At 49.7% G+C, this 17,657-nt stretch carries 13 protein-coding genes; 6 read left to right on the top strand and 7 right to left on the bottom strand.

Annotated features, from left to right (window positions below):
* Nucleotide 1: 1 nt before the first annotated feature.
* The 5 genes from SH451x_RS18140 to SH451x_RS18120 all read right to left on the bottom strand — a co-directional run bounded on the left by SH451x_RS18140 (nucleotide 2) and on the right by SH451x_RS18120 (nucleotide 6,932).
* Nucleotides 2–808, bottom strand: a complete 807-nt coding sequence (locus tag SH451x_RS18140) for a hypothetical protein (protein WP_479358423.1) — start codon at nucleotides 806–808, stop codon at nucleotides 2–4.
* Nucleotides 768–3,647, bottom strand: a complete 2,880-nt coding sequence (locus SH451x_RS18135) for a PAS domain S-box protein (RefSeq protein ID WP_479358422.1) — start codon at nucleotides 3,645–3,647, stop codon at nucleotides 768–770. Before SH451x_RS18135 ends, SH451x_RS18140 begins: the two co-directional genes overlap by 41 nt.
* A gap of 273 nt (nucleotides 3,648–3,920) precedes the next feature.
* On the bottom strand, nucleotides 3,921–6,212 hold the full coding sequence (locus SH451x_RS18130; RefSeq protein WP_479358421.1) for a catalase: 2,292 nt from the start codon (nucleotides 6,210–6,212) through the stop codon (nucleotides 3,921–3,923).
* Between the two features lie 202 nt (nucleotides 6,213–6,414).
* Nucleotides 6,415–6,585, bottom strand: a complete 171-nt coding sequence (locus SH451x_RS18125; RefSeq protein WP_479358420.1) for a hypothetical protein — start codon at nucleotides 6,583–6,585, stop codon at nucleotides 6,415–6,417.
* Between the two features lie 41 nt (nucleotides 6,586–6,626).
* Nucleotides 6,627–6,932, bottom strand: coding sequence for a hypothetical protein (locus SH451x_RS18120; RefSeq protein ID WP_479358419.1), 306 nt, complete (start codon nucleotides 6,930–6,932; stop codon nucleotides 6,627–6,629).
* A 264-nt stretch (nucleotides 6,933–7,196) separates the two neighbouring features.
* Between SH451x_RS18120 and SH451x_RS18115 the strand changes: the two genes are divergently transcribed.
* On the top strand, nucleotides 7,197–8,477 hold the full coding sequence (locus tag SH451x_RS18115) for a Gfo/Idh/MocA family protein (RefSeq protein WP_479358418.1): 1,281 nt from the start codon (nucleotides 7,197–7,199) through the stop codon (nucleotides 8,475–8,477).
* A 107-nt stretch (nucleotides 8,478–8,584) separates the two neighbouring features.
* Here SH451x_RS18115 and SH451x_RS18110 read toward each other — a convergent pair whose 3' ends face one another.
* Together SH451x_RS18110 and SH451x_RS18105 are read right to left on the bottom strand one after the other, a co-directional pair.
* Nucleotides 8,585–10,264 (bottom strand): GDSL-type esterase/lipase family protein, encoded by a 1,680-nt coding sequence (locus SH451x_RS18110; protein ID WP_479358417.1) that lies wholly within the window; start codon nucleotides 10,262–10,264, stop codon nucleotides 8,585–8,587.
* Nucleotides 10,265–10,417: 153 nt separating this feature from the next.
* Nucleotides 10,418–10,795, bottom strand: a complete 378-nt coding sequence (locus tag SH451x_RS18105) for a hypothetical protein (protein ID WP_479358416.1) — start codon at nucleotides 10,793–10,795, stop codon at nucleotides 10,418–10,420.
* Nucleotides 10,796–11,237: 442 nt separating this feature from the next.
* Here SH451x_RS18105 and SH451x_RS18100 point away from each other — a divergent pair, with 442 nt between their 5' ends.
* From SH451x_RS18100 to SH451x_RS18080, 5 genes are all read left to right on the top strand, one after another.
* On the top strand, nucleotides 11,238–12,767 hold the full coding sequence (locus SH451x_RS18100) for a PAS domain-containing sensor histidine kinase (RefSeq protein WP_479358415.1): 1,530 nt from the start codon (nucleotides 11,238–11,240) through the stop codon (nucleotides 12,765–12,767).
* 241 nt (nucleotides 12,768–13,008) lie between these two features.
* Complete coding sequence (locus tag SH451x_RS18095; RefSeq protein ID WP_479358413.1) at nucleotides 13,009–13,458, top strand: Clp protease N-terminal domain-containing protein; 450 nt, start codon at nucleotides 13,009–13,011, stop codon at nucleotides 13,456–13,458.
* A gap of 71 nt (nucleotides 13,459–13,529) precedes the next feature.
* Nucleotides 13,530–13,937, top strand: coding sequence for a hypothetical protein (locus tag SH451x_RS18090; RefSeq protein WP_479358412.1), 408 nt, complete (start codon nucleotides 13,530–13,532; stop codon nucleotides 13,935–13,937).
* Nucleotides 13,938–14,314: 377 nt separating this feature from the next.
* On the top strand, nucleotides 14,315–16,264 hold the full coding sequence (locus SH451x_RS18085) for a tannase/feruloyl esterase family alpha/beta hydrolase (RefSeq protein ID WP_479358411.1): 1,950 nt from the start codon (nucleotides 14,315–14,317) through the stop codon (nucleotides 16,262–16,264).
* 87 nt (nucleotides 16,265–16,351) lie between these two features.
* Nucleotides 16,352–17,632, top strand: a complete 1,281-nt coding sequence (locus SH451x_RS18080; protein ID WP_479358410.1) for a flavin-dependent oxidoreductase — start codon at nucleotides 16,352–16,354, stop codon at nucleotides 17,630–17,632.
* The last annotated feature ends 25 nt before the right edge of the window (nucleotides 17,633–17,657 follow it).

The following is a 17,657-nucleotide window of genomic DNA, read 5'->3' as shown; positions in this document are numbered from 1 at the left end:
GCTAATGATCTTTCAACTCTTGTGCTTTCAAATCATCAAAGTATGTAACTGAGTCAGACTTTGTCCAAAGCCCAATTTTACCCTCATGCGTAAAATGTCGATCTTTTTCAACAATAAGAACCTTGTCGTCCAGATAAACATTGATGTCCCGACCACGATGCTCAACTCGAAGTGTATACCAGTGATTGCTTTCGAGTCCAAGCTTCTTGTGTTCACCGAACTGAATTCGATGACCGCGACTAAAGCGATAGAGTTTGATATTGTCTTCTGTGACGTCAATTCGAGCGGCGAGGTAGTTTTCTGAATTTCTATAACGCCAAACGAGCCCGCCAGCTTGATCAATCTCGCCTGCAATTGCTTTGATGCGAACGGAGATTTCCAGGTCAAGAAGTTGCTCGTTCCTTACGACTGCCAGTGCATACCGATTGCGACGATCCGTCCGGTCCAGTTGAGCCAGCACGTTGTTTCCCTCGTCATCAACCACTCGCCAAGTGCCTTTCGGACCTTGTTCGGTTTCGTCAAAGTAGAATCCTTCAGGCTCCGACTGCAGAACGTCGCCTTCAAAATCCCAGTGCCACTTCCCGACTTCCATAACCAAATGATTGGCGAGGAGCAAAAGTACGGAACAATACAGAGTCATGCCGCTTTCCTCGATACAGTAGAAGTGCTTGCCGGCAGCAGCTTGAAGAGCCAGCAGCACTTCAGCGGATTTAAGCCTAAAATTAGTGGTTAGCTGCAAGTCTAAAACAGCGAACCTTAAATTAACATTAAGTGTCGTCGAGAGTCGTGGAGGGAGTAGTTGAAGCAATGATCTTACGAAGTACGTCGATGCTCGGCGGTTTGACTAGATGGGCATTGAACCCAACTTCGTACGATTTGCGGCGGTCATCTTCCGAGCCATATCCAGTTAGAGCGACTACTTGAATATGGTCAAATTTGGAATTTTCGCGGATTTTCTTCGTGACTTCGAAACCGTCAAGCTTCGGAAGTCCAATATCTAAAAAGACAAGATCGGGAAGCTCTTGCTCAATCACTGTTAAGGCGGAAGCACCGTCATAGGCAGTCAAAACGGTGTGGGAGCCAATTTTCGATAAGAGCTTTGAAAGGATGATTGTTGCAGACACGTTGTCATCAACGACCAGTATTTTGCGCGGCACAACGTCGTAGTTATCCAAATCAGCGGCCGGCTTTTGCACGGGTGGTAAGACCGTCGGCAATCGCAATCGAAACTCGCTGCCTTGGCCAGGTCCATCGCTTCTGACTTCGACGTGACCACCATGCATCTCGACGAGGCTTTTAACGACAGTAAGACCGATTCCTAGACCTCCTTGCGACCGATCTATGTTCTGGTGGTCCTGCGTAAATAGATCGAATACTTGCGGTAGCAGTTCTGGAGATATTCCGATTCCATTATCCATGATAAAGATCGTCACTTGAGAATTCTCCTGCGCAGTGGAGATGTCGATCTTTCCTCCGACATCCGAGTATTTGGACGCATTGTTTAAAACGTTGCCAATAACTTGACAAATTCGAATCGGATCCGCATTTATCCAAATAGCAGCGGTTTGATGATTGAAAGTGACGGTCTGTTGAAGCCTATCAATCATTGGCTTCACGGTTTCGATGGCTCGATTTATGATCCCAGAAAGCTCAACGATTTCTTTTTGAAGTCGAATCTTGCCGCGCATAATTCGCGACACGTCTAGCAGATCGTCGACCAATCGTACAAGGTGCTCAACCTGCCGTTGCATTACATCTAAAACTTCATTGTCAGATCCCGACAGACGAAGTAGATCAAGTCCACTGCGAACGGGGGCAAGCGGATTACGAAGCTCGTGTGCAAGCATCGCGAGAAACTCGTCCTTCTTTTTATCGGCTTCCAAGAGGGCTTGTTCCATACCCTTTCGTTCGGTAACGTCGCGAGTTGTGCCCGCTACTGCTTCCACTGCGCCGTCGGATCCGATCACCGGTACGAAAATGTACTCGTATATTCTACAACCGTTTACGCCAGTGAAAGGTACCTCGCCGCGAATCGGCTTCTTCGTTTCGCAAACTTGCTCGATTTCACGATCGTGCATGGCTGCGTGCCAAGGCTCATAGCCCAACTCCAGGCAGTTCCGCCCGATCGCTTCGCTCCAGCTCTTACCCCACATGTTCAGGAGGGCTTGGTTTGCATAAGTAAATCGGTGATCTAAATCAAAAACGTAGACTAAGTCTGGCGTATTCGAGAGCGCCGTTTCGTAGAGCCTTCGCAGCTTCTCAGATTGGGCGGTCACGTTCGACAATTCGCGTTCCGCCCGATTACGTTCCGTTAGATCGATACCTTGAACCAAAATTCCAGATACCTTACCGTCGACGTCGCGCATGGGTTGGTAAACAAACTCTAAGTTATGCTCAAACAGTTGATTATCCAACTCCGGTCGGCGAAGCATCACTTTGATATTCGATGCAACAAACGGTTGTCCCATCTGATAAACTTGATCCAATATGGCTAGAAAGCCTTGCGACTCTAGTTCTGGAAATGCCTGTGCGACGCTTTGACCGATCAAGCTTCGACCACCAGCCAAGCTCGCGAATCGCTCATTCGCTCTTTCAAAGACGTGATTGGGACCGTCCAGGACTGCCATGAAGGACGGGGCAAACTGAAAGACTTCATTAAGCCGTTTTCGTTCGGAAAGCGCTTCCAGTCGCATTTTTTGTTCAGCTTGAGCTGCTCTCGCACGTTCCAACGACTCCCAACAACGTGCAACTACTGCCGTTACCATCTGCACTTCCGAGAGCTTCCACTGCCTTGGTTCAGATTGGCTAACGGCCATCGCGGCAATAAGTCTGGAGCCTTTATGCAACGGAACACATATCACCGATTTGATCGAAGTGGCGTTATACGCTGCCCTGTCTGATCTCGCGATCCTCGCGTCTAAGTCGACATCTTCAATAATGAACGGGTCGCCAGCCAGCATTGACCGCAGGCACTCCGCCCCAAACGAGGCGATTGGCCAGCGTCCGACTATCGAAGGGGTTGACGTCGCGTGCTCACCGATGACGTTAAAAGTTTCTTCGTCTTCTACTTCCGCGTACCCACAACGGTCGACATGCAAATGTTCTGCAAGTTTTCGAGCTGTTTGTTGAAGGATCTGCTCAGGTTCAAAAATTGGTTGTGCAGATTCAACAAGTTCAGCAAAGAATCGATGTCGGCTTTCGCTTTCACGCAAAGCGCTTTCGGCGCGGTGCCTTTCGGTTACATCGGTTCCAGTGGGATTTAGACATACGACTTTCCCGTATGAATCAAATACGGGAGAGATGATCAGGTCAATTATCCTTTCCGATCCGTCGGCGAAATAGTAGCGCAGCTTTGCCTCATAAAGCTCGCCGCCCGCCGCTCTTTGGCATCCGTTTCGAACTGTATCAATTAGTTGTTGGGATTTGTTCCACCAGCCACAGTTCCAAAAGAGCTTTCCGATTATTTCATCACGAACATAACCACATGCTACAAGCGACTGCCTGTTCGCTTCAACGACGACGCCCTCAAGGGTGAGAATGCCCGCAAACTGTCGACTTTGATCGAACAACGTTCGAAAGCTGGCTGCTGTCGCAGCAGATTGCAATGGCGGTTTGGCAGCTTCAGAGTCCGTCAAAGTTTTTTCCATAGATGCGCACAACCGCAAGCCTCAGTCCTGGTCGTCGAAATCGCCTTTGCGTTTTCCAAACTTACCTCCATTCGGACATGACACCAATAAAATAGAGTTAAAATCGATGCGAGTGCGGTCGATAACATCTTAAAGAGAGAAGTTTACGGTTTCTACATCGCAACCACATGAATAGAAATTGGCGGAAGTCGCAAGACTGCCCGCCAGGAATAAGCTTGGTTGTAACACCAAACTTATAAGGATCAATGTGCTCAGCAAAGCCTCAAGGGAAAGCTATTTTCCCGATCCGTTTGCTGGTTCAGCTGGTTCTCCCCAATGTCGTAGTTTCCTGCAGTCGCTGACAAACTGTTCGAAGGAATTGTCGTTACTGATCGCAATCAACTGCGGCGCGTTAGTCGAATCTGCACCCGCCTTTTCCAGCAGTGCTTTTGCTGCATCATTGTGGGCGATAAATTTACGATGGATAAGAGCATCAGCTACGAATTGTCGCGCTGCTGGTTTATCCATTAGCGATTTTACGCCTTCTTCAGACGGTAGCAAAGCAACTGCATCAAAGAGAACCGATGGGCCTCCTTCGACTTTTTCATTGGCAGGAATCATTTTCCCGTTGCTCGCTTTTACTCCGCCAACATGCGGTGCAACTAGTTTCATTGCTGCGCCTTCGGCTTTGAGTGCTTGCTCCAATGCGTTTAAAGCATCGGCATCAACACCGTCTGTAACTAAGACACCTACTGTTCGTCCGGCGAACGTTTTTGGACCGTTCTTAAGGATGCTCAGCGCTGGTGAAGGCTCCAGATCCTGTTTAGTAGGTTGAGCTGCTTTGATCGCTTGTGGCATGATCTGCAAACGGAGACCTTGTGCAACTTTGTCCCCCAGCGCGCCGTCAATGTTTAGCAAGTGTGCAACCATCCTCGTCCGCACGCCAAGCATTTCGACTTTACTAAGTTCGAAGACCAATGCGTCAACAATGTGCTGCTGTTCCACTGGAGTTTGACTGATATAGAACTGCCGAGCCTGGCTGTAATGATCGGAGAATTTCTCGGAGCGAACTCTTTGTTTGGTTCCATCAACTTCCGCCGCGTATGTTTTGAATCCCTTGGTGGGTGATTCGCGTGGGCCTACGCCCCAAGAATTGGGCTCGTAATTTACACGGCCTTTTGGATTGCTGGTTGCCATGTGTCCATCTTGATTAAAGTTGAACATGGGGCACTGCGGAGCGTTGATTGGCAGGTGAGTGAAGTTAGGGCTGCCGAGACGCTTGAGTTGCGTATCTAGGTATGAAAAGTTTCGTCCTTGGAGAAGCGGATCGTTACTGAAATCAATACCGGGTACTATGTTCTGCGTACAAAAAGCGACTTGCTCTGTTTCCGCAAAGAAATTGTCGACCGGGCGGTTTAGGACTAATCGACCGACGCGTCGAACTGGGACGAGTTCTTCCGGGATGATTTTGGTTGCATCCAGAATGTCGAAATCGAACTGGTCTGCAAACTCGTCGTCAAATATTTGTAACCCAAGTTCCCATTCTGGATAGTCGCCCGCTTGCAAAGCGTTCCATAGGTCTCTTCGATGGAAGTCGGGATCCGCGCCATTAATCTTTACCGCCTCGTCCCATGTTACCGACTGCAAACCCTGTTTTGGTTTCCAATGAAATTTAACGAAAGTCGATTTTCCCTCGTCATTAACTAGGCGGAATGAGTGAACGCCGAAGCCTTCCATGAAGCGGAATGAACGAGGGATTGCGCGATCGGACATGATCCACATGACCATGTGCATACTCTCGGGTGTTAGCGATATAAAGTCCCAGAAGTTATCATGCGCTGTTTGCGCTTGAGGGAAACCTCGGTCTGGTTCTGGTTTTGCAGCGTGGATCAAGTCGGGGAATTTAATCGCATCTTGGATGAAAAATACTGGAATGTTATTCCCAACTAAGTCCCAGTTGCCCTCTTGCGTATAGAGCTTGACTGCAAAGCCTCGAACGTCGCGTGCGAGGTCGGGTGAGCCTTTGTTGCCAGCCACTGTAGAGAATCGCACGAAAGCTGGCGTTTTCTGACCTGCTTCTTGAAATAGCTCCGCGCTCGTAATATCCGAAAGCGATTCATAGTTTTCAAAATATCCGTGCGCTCCAAAGCCACGTGCATGCACGACTCGCTCGGGAATTCGTTCGTGATCGAAGTGGAATAGTTTCTCACGTAATTGAAAGTCCTCCAGTAGAGTTGGCCCTCGATCGCCGACCTTCAACGAGTTTTGATTATCGGAGATAGGGACACCTTGCTGGGTGGTCATTACCGGGTCGTCGCCTGTGGCGATCTGATGAATCTCGCCTCCATTACCGAATGTGGTCTTCGGATCGGTTTCTTTTGCCGTGCCGCGGTTGGTAGTAACGTTGTCAATTGAGTCAGCTTTGTCTTCAGATTTATTTTGTTCAGTCGAACCATTGTTTGGCGCAGCTTGTGTTGTAGTCTGAGCTGGTGCTGTTTGGCGCGGGCGAGGTTGTTGCTGGGCAACTAACAGTGCTGGCAAGCAGAGCACTAGCGGAACAGAAAGACGGCAGTAGGCATTTAACATATATGCTCCTTCAAAGTTGACGAAATTGCCAAGCTGCGAATGTGGTTTAAAACAGCGCAAAATCGGTTGTCGTCAAGGTTAGCCAATCCTATGCCAAGCTTTCGAAATAACTCACCGTAGATTCCACCCGACACCTTACACGGCCTTTACGTGCAAGGGGGGAAGGATGAGTAACTAATGCTTTTCAAATCTAGGAAAACCGTCAGCTATTTAAAACGGTCGGTTCGGTTGTCTTCTCCATGATCTGACCGCAACACTTGAATTCGGAAGTGCATTCATCACAGTCGCAGCCTTGAGTGACGTAGATCTCAAGTTTGCAGGATTTGCAGCGAAACGTATCGCCTAACACTGGTTTGGGCATTGAGTCGCTCATTTTAGAACCCTTGGTTGAGTAATCGAAGTTGTAATTGAAACCTAATGGCCTGCGTTTTCTTTTCGCGTCGCTGCGGCTTTCTTTGCTGATCGAGATTTTTCTGCAGCGGAGCGGTTTGCGGATGCTGCACCACCAAGCTTTCCGCCCTTCTTCGCTGCGGTATTTTCAACCGATTGACCGCGCCCGCTGCCGCTCTTTTTTCCTCCACCGCTATCCTTGTTGACGGTGGCCCAGGCCCGGCTTTCTGCTTCGTCCTTGTCGACGCCGCGCTCTTCGTAGCTTTCGGCGATATGTTCAGCCTGTCTTTTTTGCTTGTCCGTGTATTTGCTTTTGTCACCGCGTGGCATTTATGCGAACTCCGATAATAAATGTTGCTTCTGCCCTAGGCCAGTTTGCTCTGCAGGATTTTCACCCACTTGCATGGGTATCGAGCTGAGCAAATAAGCGGTGTTCGAACGCCCATCGGAGATGCAATTGGCGAGCCACGAAAGTTGAACAAAGATGGCTTTTGAATCAGAGAACTTTTGTTTAGGGCACGCGATGTGTTCCGTGCCTTTATCAATGACCGAGGCAATTCCGATCCCGTAGAAAATGAATTAAAGGTATTCAGAATGAATTATTGCCGACGCGACTTTTTAGTAGGCAGTTCGACAATCGCTGCAGCATCTGGATTAGTAGCTTCCCGTGCTGCGTTAGGTGACGACCAGCCTAATGGAGCTGCAAGTGAGTCTAATAGTTCAGCGAGGTCTATTTCCGGTTCGGCTGCTGCCGATGAAGTCCCGCGGTCCGCCGGAGATCCGCCACTTGCTCCGCCGGACAAACAGCCGCCTGACCTGTTCATTGCTCAGACTCCAGCAAAAAAGTTAGGGTGGGCGATCGTAGGACTTGGAAAATTGTCGATGGAAGAATTGATGCCTGCGTTTGCTGAATGCCGTATCGCTGAACCAAAAGCACTCGTAAGCGGACATCGGTCCAAGGCCGAGCAAGTCGCGAATGCCTACGACATTGCGAAGAGTGCAATCTATAGTTATGAGAACTACGATCAGATCGCGAAAGATGATTCCATACAGATTGTGTACATCGTACTGCCAAACAGCATGCATGCTGAATACACGATACGCGCTCTTGAGGCTGGTAAGCACGTGCTTTGTGAAAAGCCGATGGCGGTCACGATTGAGGAATCGACGCGGATGATTGATGCGGCGAAGTCCAACAATCGTAAGTTGGGAATAGCATATCGGCTTCATCACGAGCCAATGAATATGGCGGCCGCGAAAATGTGTGCGCAGGGGACCTTTGGGAAGGTTCGCACCATTTCAACCAGCTTTGGCCAAAACGTCACTGCGCCGAACATACGACTTTCTGGCGAACTAGGAGGTGGTCCGCTCGGTGACATCGGTTTGTATTGTTTGAATGCAACGCGATACCTCACGGGAGAAGAGCCAATTGAAGTTATGGCTCAAGCGTTCCAGCCGAAGGACGACCCAAGATTTAGGGAAGTACCAGCCTCTGTAAGTTTTCAGCTTCGATTTCCATCGGGCGCTCTTGCGAGTGCCGACTGCACGTTTGCCTCGGCAAGTGGTACACATTTTCGCGTTCTGTGCGAAAAAGGCATCGTCGAAATGGCCCCGGCTTATCAGTATCGTGGGCTTCGATTGCAGACGATCATTGAATCACCAGAAGGCATTCCAGGAAATCAAGTGCCGTTGGCTCGGGAGCATCAGTTTCCAGAAGTGAACCAATTTGCCCACGAGATGGACGACTTCACCGCATCTGTGCTTGAAGACCGTCCTTTCGCAACCGAGGGTGACGAAGGGTTGCGAGACATGAAAATCATGGCCGCGATCAACCAATCGATCCGAGAGCAGCGCGCTGTGAAACTTGAGGGCTAGTGCCTGAAGCGAAGGTGGCTGGGGCGGTGGTTAAACTCGCCCAGCCGATCGCAACTTTGTAAGTTACTACTGCTCGCTTCTCAGGCTATAGACTTTGATCGCAGTGGTCATTCACCTCGTAATTCGGTCAGCTTTGCTTTCACTGCATCTGCCCAAATTTCATAGCCTTTGGCAGATGGGTGCAGCGCGTCGCTCATGATATCTTTCGGAATATTACCGTCAGCATCCAGGAATGCTTGACCAATGTCCATATAGTGAACTTTCTCTCCGTCGTGCAGCTTGGAAATCGTCTCATTTATTTCCTTGATTGTTGTGCGGACCGCATCGCCTGGATTAGCACGCGGAAATACTGCTAAAAGCAGAATCTTGGCCTCTGGAAAACGCTTTTGAAGCTCGAGAACAACCGCTCCGATCCCTTCCGCAATCTCGGGAGCATTGTTCGAACCAGTGTTGTTGGTACCGATCATCAACATAATCGCTCGAGGCTTAAACCCTTCGCCCTCACCGTTCTGCAGTCGGTACAGGACGCCTTGAGTTGTGTCACCTGCGATACCGAAGTTGGCAATGTTCCAATCGCCAAAATTCGCATCGAACACAGGTTTCCCAGCAAAAGGCCCGCTGTCATTTCGCCAGAAATCGGTGATCGAATCGCCCAGGAACAACATGTCGGCGTCCCCCTGCTTTGCTACTGCGACATTGCCTTGATGTTTTTGGCCAAAGAATCGTGCTAAGTTCGGAACAATCGCCGTGTTTGGCTTGGGCGGACGTACTTCGACAAGTCCTGGGTACTGTTGCAAAATCGATTTGATCTTCGGATCCGCTGATTCTACAAATGATTTCACGGCTGTTTCAACTGCGGCCAGTTCCTCAGTGGTAGGTCGCTTGATTCTTACCGCTTCGGGAACGTCCGCTCCGCCGGGCGTTGTCCATCGAGTAACTGGTTCGGCCGAGGGCTTTGCAGATGGTTGGCTGCGAGCACTTGGATCGCCGGTTGCGGGTGGAGCCTTGTCTTCTGTAGCTTGTGCTCCAACGAATTCGTTCAGTAGTGGCTTTAGCGCATCGGCCCACACTTGATACGATTTTTCTGTGAAATGGAGGCCATCGTCAGACATGCCCGGCAGCAATTTGCCTGAGTCATCTGTCAGCTGCTGGTTGATATTCACGAATCGAACTCTATCTCCATCGGCAAGTGAAGCCAGTCGTTCGTTGATCTGGTGAATTGTAGAATTCAAAGCCGCATTTTGATCCCTTGGGAAAACGGCGGTTAGGATGATTCTCGATTCAGGCGACCTCTCTTGAAACAATTCGATCAGAGCTTGGATGCTATCAACGACTTCACTCACTTTGGCGTCATTTGCCGCACCATTCCACGGCAGGTTATTCGTGCCGGCTTGCAAAACGAATACTTTAGGATTCACATTTTCAAGTTCGCCGTTCTGCATTCGCCACAAGATGTTGTGCGTTGTGTCGCCGCCCCAACCGAAGTTGGCTGCGTTCCAACCGTGAAAGTTTTGCTTCCAGTTTTCCAAGAACTTTGGATAGTCAGTAGCACCCCAACGACGCGTGATAGAATCGCCTACAAAATAGACGTCGATTTTGCCCTGCTTAGTTTTTTCAATTAACTGCTGGTGAGCGAGTTTCGAATTTGGATCGTTGCGTGGCGTGCCAAAAACGCCGGATTTTTTGGAAGTCGCGGTTGACGACTCTTGAGCGACTGTTGGTTCTGATGTTATGGCAAGTCCAACAAAGAGTAATGGAACCGCAAATAAAAATCTAAATCGCACCATCGTTGACCTTAATATTGAAGAGGAATATAGACGTAGGTTTGACTAGATTCTAATCTCTGGTCTGCCTGCTGTCTGCCATACGTCGTCACGACGATGACGCGTAATTGGAGAAGTAAACTTTTTAGAGTTCGGCCCAAATTGATATTGTTAAAGTCAATCTGCCGCGTTTTTTAGCCACTTATATGCCGCCGATAGTTCCGTGAACGTGCGTGCCTCGCATTGATCAGATCGCACCGAGATCGCGGCCAATTGATAGGGGGTAACTAAGCCGGGCTGAACGACAAAGTATGCTACCTTGGATTTGAAACGCCGCCCGAGCCTCTCAGTTAGGCTGGCCATGACAGGAATATCATCCGCTGTTGGCGGATTCGTGATCCGCGAAACGTCGATCAGAATTGGAACCGAGTCGGGAACTTCTGTGTCGAGAGTCAGACGCTCTACGAGAAGTATTCGGTCTTGCGTCGTGATTTCCTCTGATGCCGACACTACAAGTACCCCGAGCTCTTGGTCGATCATGTAGTCAATCGGCATATTTTACTTTATCACGTCGTTTCGAAGTCGAAATCTGGTCCACGTCCACTTTGGCGAGCGACACCTCGCATTCGTTTCTCTTGCGCGGAACTTATGCTAACTGCGCGAGAGGTGATCAATCGTAAAGAGCTGGCGGGGTGCGTCTGGGTGAGTTAAGCAACTTGCGTCGGGGTAGCCGTAATGTATTAGCCACATGGAAAAATGGCTAGAGAAAACAGCAAACATTTTTTGTATCGTCTGCATTATCAACTCAGCCAAGAGTCGATTTTTACCCGGCAAGATATCTGCTGCTGCTGAATGTTACTAGAAATTTTGTTGCTCGCTAGCATTTCGACCCGACGTATCTGATAAGCTATGCTCGCGCAGACTCCTGATGTGTGCGTTCTGGCTCGCGATGGATGGACAATGCAAAAAGTTAATCTTGATTGGTATTAAGACAGCCATGCTCCCTGATAGTCATGAGGGCGATTTCTACAAACGGATCTTCGAGAACATGCTCGAAGGATGTCAGATTTTATCTTTCGACTGGATCTATCTGTACCTCAACTCAACAGCCGAACGTCATAATCGACGCCCGAACCGCGAGTTGCTTGGCCGGAAGTACCAAGAGATGTGGCCGGGAGTCGAATCGACAGCAGTCTACGGCCTGATTCGGCAATGTCTCGAGCAGCGTATACCGAGCGAGATTGAAAACGAGTTCATCTTTCCCGATGGTACTCCGGGCTGGTTTGAGCTTCGGATTTCACCGATTCCCGAAGGCGTATTCGTGATGTCTATTGATATTACCGGGCGAAAGACACTGGAGAGGTTACTGCGCGAGAGTGAAGAAAAATTGCAGCAAATGCAGAAAATGGAAGCGATTGGAAGGCTTGCAGCGGGTGTTGCTCATGATTTTAACAACATGCTGTCCGTGATTCTCGGACATGTTGAGCTGGCGGCGTTGGGAGAGAATTTGGGCGACCGCATTCGCACAAATATAGTGGAAATTCGTCGCGCCGCCGACAGTTCCTCGAATTTGACCAAGCAGCTACTGGCCTTTGCGCGTAAGCAGACGACTGAGCCGACGAATGTCAACTTGAACAGTCTTGTTTCCGAGAAACTCAACATGATTCAGAGTTTGATCGGCAAGCATATTAAGATAGGTTGGCTACCGGCCGAGGACTTAAAGTTGACCAAGATCGACGTGAGTCAATTTGAACAAGTTATGCTCAACTTATGCATCAATGCTAGAGACGCGATTGGCAACGATGGCGCCATTACCATCGAGACCCATAACATTGATGTTGACCGTTCTTACTTGGATACACACCCTGAAGCGTCCGAGGGAAAGTACGTCCAATTCGCAGTTTCGGATACCGGTTGTGGTATTGCCAAAGAAGATCTTTCCAAGGTATTCGAGCCAATCTTTACTTCCAAGCAGTTAGGAAGAGGCACGGGGTTAGGCCTGTCGATCGTCTATGGAATCGCGCGTCAGAACGGTGGTTTCGTGAATATATATAGTGAAGTTGGCAAAGGATCTACGTTTCGAGTCTACTTCCCATGCGAATTGACTGGAGAGGAGACGACACGAACGATTGATCGCGATGACTACCTGAATCGTGGTAGCGAGACGGTAATCTTGGTTGACGATGAGCCTGCAATAGTAAATGTAACAAAGCAGATGCTCGAGAGTCTGGGATACCATGTGCTCGCTTCAATTGATCCAGAAGAGGCTACGCGAATTGCAACCGAATATCCACGGGAGATACATTTACTGTGCACCGATGTTATGCTTCAGCATACAACTGGGCCTGCACTTGCAGCACGGATTCAATGTAATCGACCGACGATGAAGCTACTTTACACTTCTGGATTTACGGAGAATGTGGTCGTTCATAACGGAGTATTGGATGCGGGAATTAATTTCCTTAACAAACCATACACCATTAAAGAGCTCAACCGAAAAGTCCGCGAAGCGCTCGATTCGCTGTAGCGGAAAACAAAGATTTCTATCGTTGGCAGCAGTCACTACGCTAGTCGCCGACAAAACATTGGAAATTAGAAGTTACCGCCTGCCTTAAAATTTCGCGAAAATGGCATTCGGACTACGATTCCGGGTGGCCTTACTACGAACATTGTCTCCTAAGAAGAAATAGTCGTTCGACTAACTTCGTCAAAAGTGCAGGCTAGTGATGGCCAATTCGACCTATTTTGAGTGAATCGACTTCATTATCATGACACCTGACTATCGATTAACTGGCAAGGCTTCGGTGCTCGCTACAGATCGATTGCGTCAGTGCATCACTCATGCAAATGTTGTAAGGCAAGAACGCGGTGATTCGGTTTTCGAATCCAATCATTTGCTGCTTGGAATGCTGCGTCAAGGAAGCGGTGTGGGGCCGTTAATACTTCTGGACTTCAACGTTCGCTTCAAGGATGTCTACAACAAGTTTGCATTGAGAAGTCAAGGTGACGCGTCAGGTGACTGCATTGATAAAGACGTGAGCTTAGTATTCGCGAGTGCTATTGATGCAATGGAGTCGATGTCTCATAACTACTTTTCGACGGAGCATCTTCTTGTGGGTCTTACTGCAAATGGTGCAAATTCTGCAGAGGTCTTACTTAGCTTCGGTGCTTCCCAGCAGGCTGTTACCGAGAAGCTCCGGCGGATGCTTGGGGGCTGACGCCGCTAACGTCAGCCATGTTCCGAACCATTTTCATCGGTTCATAGATTCAACGCAAAAGTGCATTTTCTATGCTTGAGCTCGTACTTTTTCTTGTCATAACATTTCCTATCGCTTGGCTGGTCTCTGAGTTCTATGAGAACCGAGAAACGCGAATCGCTTTTGGCATGTGCGCAATTGCGATGTCGTTTGGAGTAGCCTGGATTGTCGGTTCTTTGGATAGGCTGCAATCCAATATCTATTTTTCTGAAGCAACCAAAGATTTGATCCAAAATACAATCATCGAGCTCGAAAACGGCAATTCCGAAGCCGTTCTTGCCGGGCTGAAAAACCTCCGCGAAGATTTCCGGCCAACGTATGAAACACGCGATAAATACGATGTGCTCGTTGATCGCTACATCCATGCGATTTCCGAATCGCCGGTTGAACACAGCGACGGCAGCCCACTTTGGTCTCACGAATCTGACTCGCAGCTTTAGTAATGGTCGTCCCCACAAAGTTGGATGGAATTCGGAAGAAATTTGCCGCTGGCCAAGCTATAGGAAACGCGACAATTCGGCGTCTGTTATCAATGTAAAGTGCGAAACACGCACGCTGGGGGCGCCAGTCGAAATCACTTAGCCAGACCTAGTTTAAAGAGTTAACCTCCGAGTGTCGGCGAATTCGATTCAAAGAACGATCGATAATTCGAAAAAAGCGAAACGGTTAGGGTTGTTGCTTTTTGTTTCTGTGTCCCTCAAAATAGTCGATCGCCAGCTAGATACGTCTACGTAGTTTCTAGCGACGCTTTGTTTGACTCTTTTGTCACGCTACGTCTGGCTTCGCTCCTTTCTCTCAATCAACCGGCGAGACTCCTATGCTTCGACGAATATCTATTTTGCCGATGTGCACAGCACACCCCATTTGTTGGGTAGCTCTGCTGATCGTACCTACGTTTGCATCGCTCGCAGTTGCTCAGCCTGCTGCGACAGAATCCACGTTTACTTTAACGGAAGCAGACCTCACAGCAGAAAAGGTTGGGACGTCGATTCCTCCCGAGAAGATCGGAGAGCCAGTAAGTGCCGTAAACTTAAAGCCACCTCAATGGAGAGATGGACCAAATGGTGGTTATGGGACGGTCGACGGTGAGATCTTACCAGTAGATCCCAATAGTAAGCCGATCAACTTTCGCATCGCCCTACCCGCACAATGGAATCAGAAGAGCGCGCAGTTGGGCGGGGGCGGAATGAATGGAATGATTCCCAACGTGACAGGCCGTGAAGTAGCGGCCGGCTATGCAACCTATGGCAGTGACTCCGGCCATCAAGGCTTCGGATTTCCTGGCATGGGTGGCCCTCCAGGTCGTGGTGGTCCTCCAGGTGGTGGTGGTCCTCCAGGTGGTGGTCCTCCAGGCGGTGGTCCTCCAGGCGGACGTCGTGGTCCTCCGGGTGGCGGTCCTCCGGGTGGCGGTCCTCCGGGTGGCGGTCCTCCGGGTGGCGGTCCTCCGGGTGGCGGTCCTCCGGGTGGCTTTGGACCGCCAGTTGGTTTTGGTGGGCCTCCAGGCGGTGGAGCGCCTTCTGGGAATCCAAACGAATGGGCGTTGAACGAAGAGGCTGTACGGAACCTCGGCTATATGCAGATGAAGAAGACCCGCGATGCTGCGATGGTGATCATCGAGCGTGTGTATGGCGAGCTTCCTAAGTACAACTACTACTTCGGTTCGTCGCAAGGAGGTCGTGAAGCGCTTACGGTCGCCCAAAAGTATCCAGCCGACTACGACGGTATTACTGCCGATGTTCCAATCGTAAATTTTTCGTCTCTGATGCTTGCTCCTGTTCTGATTCGAATTCAAGAGATTCCCGCTGACAATTGGATTCCGTTATCGAAAGTTAACGCCATCCGTGCTCATTTTCTCCGCAAATGCGATAAGCTCGATGGGCTCGAGGACGGCATTATTAACAATTACATGGCCGCGAGAGCACTCTTTGACATGTCGCAAGGAGACCCTGATCGGAATCCATGGGAAGAGCTTCGCGGTCCTGACGGAGTTGATCCCGATCCGAAAGACAGTTCTGAAGCTGCTAAGCTGTCCGATGGGCAAATTGAGACGCTTAAATTCATCTACAGCCGTTACAAATTTGCGACGCCTCTTGCCAATGGCGTGACGTCCTTCGGAATGTGGGCGCCCAATACCGATCCGTCTGGAAGTGGATTACTTGCGGACCGTCGCTTTCGAGGACAAGATGGGGCGGCTGAAAATGCGCCTCCTTATTCGCACATGGGAGTTCTCGGCGTGACCGGATTCTTGATGCAGGATCTGCAAGCGAATCCAATTGAGTATGTTGAAGGTGGGAAGTGGAACGCGCGACGTGAAGAAATTTCCCAATGGCTTGATTCAACGAATCCAGACCTGTCCGCCTTTCATGAACGGGGCGGAAAGATGATCGTCACGATCGGAACCAATGACACGTTAGCTTCGCCAGGAGCACAGTTGGACTACTATCAATCGATTATCGATACGATGGGGCAAGAAAAAGTCGATTCGTTTGCGCGACTGTTTGTTATTCCGCAAGGAGGCCATGGGCTCGGCGGTAACAGCCACAAGGTGAATGGGGCTGGCGAAGAGATTGCTGTTACGCCGATTCCCAATCAATTCGACAAACGCGGGCTGCTTGAAGCCTGGGTCGAACGTGGCGAGGCACCAGCTAAGACTCTAGTTGTGGGAGCTAGCGGGCGAAGTTTGCCATTGTGCTCGTATCCGAATTATCCCAAGTACATCGGAGGTCCACCAGCGTCCGCAGAATCGTACGAGAGTACTGCACCGTAACAAGTTAGTAATGCAGACCACTACGATGAAATCAGTTTCCTGCTAGCTCACCTCTAGTGACTAGCTTTTGTGACTAAGGATAACAAATTGAACGAAGAGATTGTGATTGCTGGAGCGGGGATCGGTGGGCTTACGACGGCTCTGAGCCTTCATGATGCCGGGTTTGCGGTTCGTGTTTTTGAATCTGTTCCGCAAATATTGCCCCTAGGAGTTGGAATCAATTTACTACCACATGCGGTTCGCGAATTGGACGAGCTCGGCCTGCGAGCGGAACTTGAAAACGCAGGCGTAGCATGCCGTGAGTTGGCTTATTACACGAAACGGGGCGAGCGTATTTGGGCTGAACCTCGCGGAATTGCAGCGGGCTATCGCTGGCCCCAAATTTCATTACATCGCGGATCTTTGCAGCAAATTCTGCTGGATGCAGTTATAGATCGCATTGGACATGAGCGTCTGCATCTGGGCATGAAATTGGTCGACTTTGTTGAGAGTCCTGGCGATGGTGTTCGAGCTACATTTTTGTGTACAAGTGATCAAAGCTCACGTGAAGTCGACGGACGCGCTTTGATCGCCTGCGACGGCATTCATTCGATGGCCAGGAAAAAATTCTATCCAAATCAGGGTGCACCTTGTTGGAACGGAGCGGTAATGTGGCGAGGTGTCGCTCATTGTCGCCCTGTGCTGGATGCTGCGACTATGATTATGGCTGGACACAAACGGACGAAGTTCGTTTGCTATCCTATTTCTGCTGTTGATGAAGTCACGGGTATTCAGCAAGTAAACTTTATCGCCGAACGCTGCTTTGATTCGACAGCCTTAGATGAGCGTGAGGACTGGAATCAGTTGGGTGCGTTAGAGGATTTTCTGCCCGCATTTGAATCCTTTCAATTTGATTGGCTTGACGCTCCAAAAATGATCCGCAGCGCGCCGGGTGTTTGGAAGTATCCAATGGTCGATCGAGATCCATTGCCCAAATGGTCTTTCGGCGCAGTAACTTTGTTAGGTGATGCTGCGCATGCGATGTATCCGATCGGTTCCAACGGTGCTTCGCAGGCAATTTTGGATGCCCGAGTGCTGACGGGATGCCTGCGACTTCATGCTGATGACGTGGCTCAAGCTCTAGAACGCTACGATTCGATTCGTCGGCCAGCAACTGCGAAGATTGTGGACGCAAATCGTAAAGGTGGACCAGAAACCGTAATGCAAATTGTCGAAGATCGAGCTCCAGAGGGCTTTCAATCGTTGGACGATGTCATTAGTCGCCCCGAGCTCCAGGAAGTCGCTGATCGGTATAAGAAGATTGCCGGGTTTGCGATCGAGGAACTTAATACGCGGCCTTCACTCGCGGAACTAACTGCGACCGCCTAGCAGGAAGCGGCCTCGAATCAAAGCG

This window comes from Njordella aestuarii (assembly GCF_056494165.1).
The sequence above is the reverse complement of the archived record's forward strand: the minus strand, read 5'-3'. Positions and strand labels throughout refer to the sequence as shown.